This is a genomic window from Crenothrix sp., from assembly GCF_043729335.1.
In the GTDB taxonomy this organism is placed as follows: domain Bacteria; phylum Pseudomonadota; class Gammaproteobacteria; order Methylococcales; family Methylomonadaceae; genus Crenothrix.
This window is the reverse complement of sequence record NZ_JAYTLQ010000037.1, coordinates 23654-29852: the sequence shown is the minus strand read 5'-3', so window position 1 is coordinate 29852 and position 6199 is coordinate 23654. Positions and strand designations below refer to the sequence as shown.

Below are 6199 nucleotides of genomic sequence, written 5' to 3'. Positions count from 1 at the left end.
GAGCCTGTCGAAGGACTTGTAGTTCATGGTTCGACAAGCTCACCACGAACGGTTTTTTAAAATATCTGACTGACAAAATAAGATTGACTGAGTACTAGGTTCGTCAGCAATAAATACTTACCGCGTTTTTAGTATCGATTAGTTATATTCGAGGGAATACAAACCTAGGTTTGTATTCCACTACTAATAATTAATGTTATTCACCTGATATGAAAACGCTGTAATTACAGTTAAGTATTGAACATGAACAGCCACTATCTGCGCATTTCTCCTTTTAATATTGGCATTATTAATTTAATCTGGCTCCCTTACTCACGCAATTTAGCATTTTAAATTGCCCTGTTCTTAATAAGCGCATTATCTTAGATGGTAGCCTGAATTTGGAAGGGCGTATTAATAACCCATTACTTTATAAACATGTGGACACAAAATCAAATACTATTAACCGCTAAAAGCAGGGGTTTTCATCTTATTACCACTGAAATCATTGATGCCTTACCCATTCTGAATACCATTGAATGTGGCTTGCTACACTTGTTCGTTAAACAAACATCTGCGTCTTTAATTATAAATGAAAATGCCAATCCGGCCGCAAACCAAGAGTTTGTGATGCCCTTTGATGAAAGTGAGCCAGAAAAATCACCTTATGATCAATACGATTATGATAAAAATGATAAGATGAGCATCTATCTTAAAAATTGCCTATTAGGTTCAAGTGTTAGTATCCCAATCACCCACGGCGAACTTAATCTGGGTATATGGCAAGGTATCTATCTTTACGAACACCATAAGCTAGGTGCTAAAAGAAGCCTTGTTGCTACTATCTTGGGGCAATCTATGCCTTTAAAAAACTCGGCTTGAATGAGCAACTTTATGGTTCATTCACCGTTTTGCCCTTGTGATTTTAACTGTCAAAAAACCTAGCCTTGCTAATAAGCAGCTTGGTTATGATGCCCTACTTCACATCATCTTGTAGCTGATCAACATAATCTTGCGCCACCACTCTTATTTGTTCATCTGGATGCGTGGTTGCAACCTTTTTTAAGCCAGCTATGGCACGAGCGTTACGAAGCTGTGCCAATCCCTCAACGGCCTCAATTACTACCGAAGATTCAGGGTCATTTAATGCTGCCAACAACAAATCAACCACGGCCGCTTGATTATTAAAATCATGCATCTGTAATACCGCTTCTTTACGCACATCCGGGTCTGGATCAGCATAAGCATCACGCAGGAGCGTCGCGGCATTATTGGCATCTACTTCTATAAGACTCACCAAAGCATCGCGTTTATCGTCTGCGGTTACTGCTTTATCATAATCTTGATGCAGTTGCGTAATAGCTTCATTACTTAAAGAGCCGGTTGCAGTGTTGCCCTGCGGTGCTGCTGCCGTGTTCGAACCACTATTGCATCCACTCAGAGCAAACAACAAAATACACAAATATCGACTTTTTTTGCTGACTATCACTGCTATCTCCCGATCGTTAATGCTTGATTATACAAAATATAGACACAGTATAGGATATAGTAGAGAATCGCCAGTTGTTGGGGAACTATTGCTTTACAATTGCCCAGCAGAGCTGTGAAAAAAACCGATTGTTAGGTGTTTCGTCCTTGTAAAGTAACTCGCATAAATAACCCCACTGCATCGTTGCCACGCTTCAGCATGGGAATGCCGCTAGCATTTAAGCATTTTTAGTTTGTCGAGTACTATAAAATACTCCATTCGTCCTGAGCTTGTCGAAGGACTTGTGGCTCATGGCTCGACAAGGCCGAACAGTGTGCCTTATTGAGTGCAGCCGAATTTTATAATCACCTTTGTGTTAAATTCACAGACAATCCTTGTTAAACAGGCAGCCACTTAGATTCAAAAATCAATGTACAATCGATAGCAAGCAGTTCATCACAACTCCCCATCTTCATACAACATGACATTACTCGCGTTCCCAAGCTCTAAGTACGGAGAATTAATGGCGCTCGTTTACGGTATTTTATTTACCTTAGCCTTTGCGCCTTTTGATTATTCCTACCTAGCGATTATTGCCCTGAGCCTTCTATTTGCATCCTGGCAACAAGTAAGCCCTAAACGCGCCATGTTAAGAGCCTATTTATTTGGCTTGGGGTCGTTCGGTCTAGGAGTATCCTGGGTTTACGTTAGCATTCATGACTATGGCCACGTCCCTGTTATTATTTCTGGATTGCTTACCGTTATATTTGTAGCGGTATGGGCAGTGTTTCCCATGTTAACAGGCTACTTATCAACGGTAAGCAGCCCTAAAAGCGGTATTCGGCTGCTTATAACACCAGTACTTTGGACATTAATCGAATATCTACGTGGCCACTTATTTCTTAACGGTTTCCCTTGGTTACTGTGTGCTTATCCACAACTGGAGAGCCCATTAGCAGGCTATATTCCTGTGCTTGGCGTGTATGGTACTGGCTTTTTAGTCACGTCAATTGCGGCTATGCTGGCCTTTTTAATGCTTTATAAACGCCGTGCAGGGGTACTTGTTGGAGCCATTGCCATTATCTTGGCAGTAGGCTTGCTATTAAAAACCCAGACCTGGACACATCCTATCGGTGAAGCCTTCAAGGTCGCTTTAGTCCAAGGCAACATCAACCAAGATCAAAAATGGCTACCGGAAAATAAAGTTAAAACCCTGCGTCTATATCAATCATTAACCGAACAACAGTGGGGTACGCCGGTTATCATTTGGCCAGAAACGTCGGTGCCGGCTTTTTATTCAGAAATCAATGCTGGTTTTTTGCAGCCATTAAGTCAGGCAGCTGCACAGCACCACAGTAACGTGATTACCAGCTTGCCCTGGGATGATAATTTAATGAGCGAATACTACAATGCCGTCATGGTGTTGGGTAAAGAGCAGGGAATTTACCGCAAAACCCATCTGCTGCCGTTTGGCGAATATCTACCTTGGCAACCGGTATCCGGTTTTGTGTTGAATCTTATCGGCATAAGACTCGGTAATTTTACACCGGGTAACTTAAACCAACCGTTACTGAAAGCCGGTGGCTATGCTTTTATAACTTCAATTTGTTATGAAGATGCCTTTGGGGATTTGGCGATTAACAATCTGCAAGAGGCCGCTTATTTGGTGAATGTGACCAACGACGCCTGGTTTGGCCACTCTATAGAAGGCCCTCAACACATGCAAATTGCCCAACTGCGTGCCTTGGAAACTGGACGTTTTTTATTACGCGCTACCAATACCGGCATAACGGGCATTGTTAACCCTAAAGGCGAGCTGATTAAACAGGCGCAGCCTTTTACAACCACTGTGTTGACGGGAGCCATAACGCCTATGGGCGGACTAACCCCTTATGCCAAAATAGGTGATAAATTTATCTTATACAGTCTGCTTATTTTGCTGGGTGCCAGCGTAATTTATGACAGGTATCTTGCAAACAAACTGAAATCACAAGTGTAAATCTGTCTGTGAATTAATGCGCAAGTCGAGGAATTTACGCAAGCTAAAGGTGTGTTGCAGAATTAATCTGCTAGGGTAATAACGTCTTTCTAGACATTATTGAGTACAGCTGTGGTGCCCCGAGGCGGATTTGAACCACCGGCCTGTCCCTTAGGAGGGGACCGCTCTATCCTACTGAGCTATCGGGGCAATAAACATTAAACGTCTAAAAACCAAATTCTGACTCATCAAAGTCATCAAATTGGTCTTTTAATTGTTTCTTTTCCCAATATATCTCAACTCTTCTGCGTGCGTCTGTTTTTATTGCTTCTTTTTCTATAGTTTCCGACACCGAATATTCAGCGTCTTCAAAAATATCATCTAACTCCTGATCGGGTTCTGCGGCACTTTGGGTAGTGGCACTAATACTCAATTTTGATGTATCTTTAGTCATTTTAAACTCATAAGTTTTTTGCAAGTTTCACCAAGGTCGGTAGAAAGGCAGACATTATCACTTAATTCCAGTTCAATTCAACAGCAAATATAAAAAACACCCTTAATTGTTCAAAATCCACTGATCAGTTGCCGTAACTAAAGCACTAATCATGCTGTCGCCCTGACCGATATGCCCTGCATTTGGCAATACAACATAGTCTGCATGGGGCAATGCTTTACTCAGCATCATACCGGCCTCCATAGGACACACCAAGTCGTTGCGCCCATGAATGATGGTGGCTGGAATAGCTGTTAACTTATGGCACAAATTTAAAATCTGGTTTTCTTCAATAAAGTAATGGTTTTTAGCATAGTGCAGCTCCATACGCACTTGCTGCACCATGTTATCAGTAACATGACTATCATGAGAATATCCTTGATAAACATTCCCTAAAGCAACCTGCGCCCCCCAAGCCATCCATTCCCGGGCAACCCGTCTTACCGTAACCTCATCATTACCCCACAACGCATTCCACAATCCTTGGATAGGGTTTTGGCGCCCTGACTCAGGCATACTGGTCATTAACCGCTGCCATTGTTCAGGATAAATAAGCCTGACCCCATTTTTAATAAACCAATCCATGTCCTGTTGCCGCGCTAAAAATACTGCGCGGATAATTAAGCTACTGACACGGTTGGTATGCTGTTGCGCATACAATAGCGCCAATGCCGCCCCCCAGGAACCACCAAACACTAACCATTGATTGATACGCAGTTCCTGACGAATACGCTCCATATCATCAATTAAGTCTTGAGTGGTATTGTGCTCTAATTCACCAAACGGTAAGGACTGTCCACAGCCGCGCTGGTCAAATAAAATAATTCTATAATACTCAGGATCAAAAAAACGCCGGTGATCTGGCTTAGTGCCTGAGCAAGGACCACCATGTAAAAAAATAGCAGGAAAGCCATCAGGATTACCGCTTTGTTCTACATAGACTGAATGTTTGCTGCCGGTTTCAAGGAAAAAAGTGTGGTAGGGTGTTATTTCAGGATAAAGGGCTTTCATTATTGGTTCGAATTAAGCGGTCTAATAAAACATCTTCAACATTGCGGCGAGAATCTATCACCGCTAAAACGTAAACGCTATCACCTGAAAACCGGTAAATAACGCGCCAAGGTACAATAATCAATTCTCGGTAATGTCCTATGCCGTGTGCCAATAATTCAGGCACAATACGACCCCGCTCGGGAAACAATAACAAATCAGCAGTTTTAGTTTTAATTTGAATGAACGCCTCAGCAGCCGATTGTGAACTGGTATTGTTAATAAACTGAATTATGGCAATCAAATCATTTTCTGCAATCTTGCTCCAGTGAACTTGACAGCATTCATTCATTGTTTAGCCAAGATTGCCGCTAAATTATCAAAAACTTGCGCTTGTGTCACTGTGTTACCCTGCCGAACATCATTTTCCGCTTGCGCCAGCAGCTTTAGCAAACCCAGAGCGGTACGCATATTTTCATAACTATCGGTATCTTGTAATACTGCCCTAGGCTCACCGTTTTGAGTAATAATAACCGGTCTGTGGGTTTCATTAACCTGATTTAATAGATCGGCAGAATGCAGCTTTAAATAGCTGACAGGCTTAATATCAGTTGAAATTTTCATGGCCATTACCTTTGGTGCTATATTTAGTGCCAAGTATAGCACCCATAAAAAAGTAACGGACACAAAAAAGCAGGATTTACTTTCTAAATTTACGATTCATAATGATGCCAGCGACTAATAACAATGACATAACCATCAACTAGAAGTTTAAATCATTGATCTATCTTAACCAAAAATCTGCTAAGCTTTTTGCAAAACCAAACTACTAATGAGAGTAATTATGACAACCGTTAATTACGAAACAGACGTTGTTGCCTGGGCTAATGAACAAGCATGGCTAGTGCGTAACAAAATGTTTGATTTACTGGATATTGAACATATTGCCGAGGAAATAGAAGACGTGGGTAAAAGTGAACAACGTGAGCTAGCCAACCGCATGACTGTCCTGATGGCACATTTATTAAAGTGGCAATTTCAACCAGAACGACAGGGTCGCAGCTGGCAAATAACTATTCGCAACCAACGCAAAGCCATTCAACTGCATTTAAAACAAGTGCCCAGCTTAAAAGCACGATTAAATGATGCGGAGTGGCTTGAAATTGTCTGGGGTGATGCCATTTATCAAGCATCAAAAGAAACGAGATTGGATAACTTTCCTGAAACCTGTCCGTGGTTAATTAACGAGATTCTTTCAGAACTGTGGTTGCCAGTTGCACCAAAGTGATTG

Annotated in this window: 8 protein-coding genes and 1 tRNA gene; 3 read left to right on the top strand and 6 right to left on the bottom strand. The window is 41.8% G+C overall.

Annotated elements, in window-relative coordinates; translation table 11 throughout:
• The first annotated feature begins 417 nt into the window (after positions 1 to 417).
• Positions 418 to 861 carry a secondary thiamine-phosphate synthase enzyme YjbQ gene (locus tag ACHZC4_RS08740; protein WP_394753451.1) on the top strand — a complete coding sequence of 148 codons (444 nt, stop codon included), beginning with the start codon at positions 418 to 420 and terminating at the stop codon, positions 859 to 861.
• Between the two features lie 94 nt (positions 862 to 955).
• Here the strand turns inward: ACHZC4_RS08740 and ACHZC4_RS08735 are convergent, their stop codons facing one another.
• A complete protein-coding gene (locus tag ACHZC4_RS08735) occupies positions 956 to 1468 on the bottom strand; it encodes a HEAT repeat domain-containing protein (RefSeq protein WP_394753450.1) in 513 nt (170 codons plus the stop codon).
• 502 nt (positions 1469 to 1970) lie between these two features.
• Between ACHZC4_RS08735 and lnt the strand changes: the two genes are divergently transcribed.
• Positions 1971 to 3446, top strand: coding sequence for an apolipoprotein N-acyltransferase (gene lnt / locus ACHZC4_RS08730; protein ID WP_394753449.1), 1476 nt, complete (start codon positions 1971 to 1973; stop codon positions 3444 to 3446).
• A 112-nt stretch (positions 3447 to 3558) separates the two neighbouring features.
• Here the strand turns inward: lnt and ACHZC4_RS08725 are convergent.
• The 5 genes from ACHZC4_RS08725 to ACHZC4_RS08705 form a co-directional block, all read right to left on the bottom strand.
• A tRNA-Arg gene (locus tag ACHZC4_RS08725) sits at positions 3559 to 3635 on the bottom strand.
• A 16-nt stretch (positions 3636 to 3651) separates the two neighbouring features.
• Positions 3652 to 3879 (bottom strand): PA3496 family putative envelope integrity protein, encoded by a 228-nt coding sequence (locus ACHZC4_RS08720; protein WP_394753448.1) that lies wholly within the window; start codon positions 3877 to 3879, stop codon positions 3652 to 3654.
• Between the two features lie 102 nt (positions 3880 to 3981).
• On the bottom strand, positions 3982 to 4929 hold the full coding sequence (gene pip, locus ACHZC4_RS08715) for a prolyl aminopeptidase (RefSeq protein WP_394753447.1): 948 nt from the start codon (positions 4927 to 4929) through the stop codon (positions 3982 to 3984).
• Positions 4910 to 5260 (bottom strand): type II toxin-antitoxin system RelE/ParE family toxin, encoded by a 351-nt coding sequence (locus tag ACHZC4_RS08710; protein WP_394753446.1) that lies wholly within the window; start codon positions 5258 to 5260, stop codon positions 4910 to 4912. The genes pip and ACHZC4_RS08710 overlap by 20 nt, the downstream gene beginning before the upstream one ends.
• On the bottom strand, positions 5257 to 5532 hold the full coding sequence (locus tag ACHZC4_RS08705; protein WP_394753445.1) for a type II toxin-antitoxin system Phd/YefM family antitoxin: 276 nt from the start codon (positions 5530 to 5532) through the stop codon (positions 5257 to 5259). The genes ACHZC4_RS08710 and ACHZC4_RS08705 overlap by 4 nt, the downstream gene beginning before the upstream one ends.
• A 220-nt stretch (positions 5533 to 5752) precedes the next feature.
• Between ACHZC4_RS08705 and ACHZC4_RS08700 the strand changes: the two genes are divergently transcribed.
• Positions 5753 to 6196, top strand: coding sequence for a DUF29 domain-containing protein (locus ACHZC4_RS08700; protein WP_394753444.1), 444 nt, complete (start codon positions 5753 to 5755; stop codon positions 6194 to 6196).
• Positions 6197 to 6199: the final 3 nt, after the last annotated feature.

Excerpts from the sequence above, each read along its gene's own strand:
- ACHZC4_RS08740 (WP_394753451.1), top strand. The coding sequence starts at position 418 with ATGTGGACACAAAATCAAATACTATTAACCGCTAAAAGCAGGGGTTTT.
- lnt (WP_394753449.1), top strand. The coding sequence starts at position 1,971 with ATGGCGCTCGTTTACGGTATTTTATTTACCTTAGCCTTTGCGCCTTTT.
- ACHZC4_RS08720 (WP_394753448.1), bottom strand. The coding sequence starts at position 3,879 with ATGACTAAAGATACATCAAAATTGAGTATTAGTGCCACTACCCAAAGT.
- pip (WP_394753447.1), bottom strand. The coding sequence starts at position 4,929 with ATGAAAGCCCTTTATCCTGAAATAACACCCTACCACACTTTTTTCCTT.
- ACHZC4_RS08710 (WP_394753446.1), bottom strand. The coding sequence starts at position 5,260 with ATGAATGAATGCTGTCAAGTTCACTGGAGCAAGATTGCAGAAAATGAT.
- ACHZC4_RS08705 (WP_394753445.1), bottom strand. The coding sequence starts at position 5,532 with ATGAAAATTTCAACTGATATTAAGCCTGTCAGCTATTTAAAGCTGCAT.
- ACHZC4_RS08700 (WP_394753444.1), top strand. The coding sequence starts at position 5,753 with ATGACAACCGTTAATTACGAAACAGACGTTGTTGCCTGGGCTAATGAA.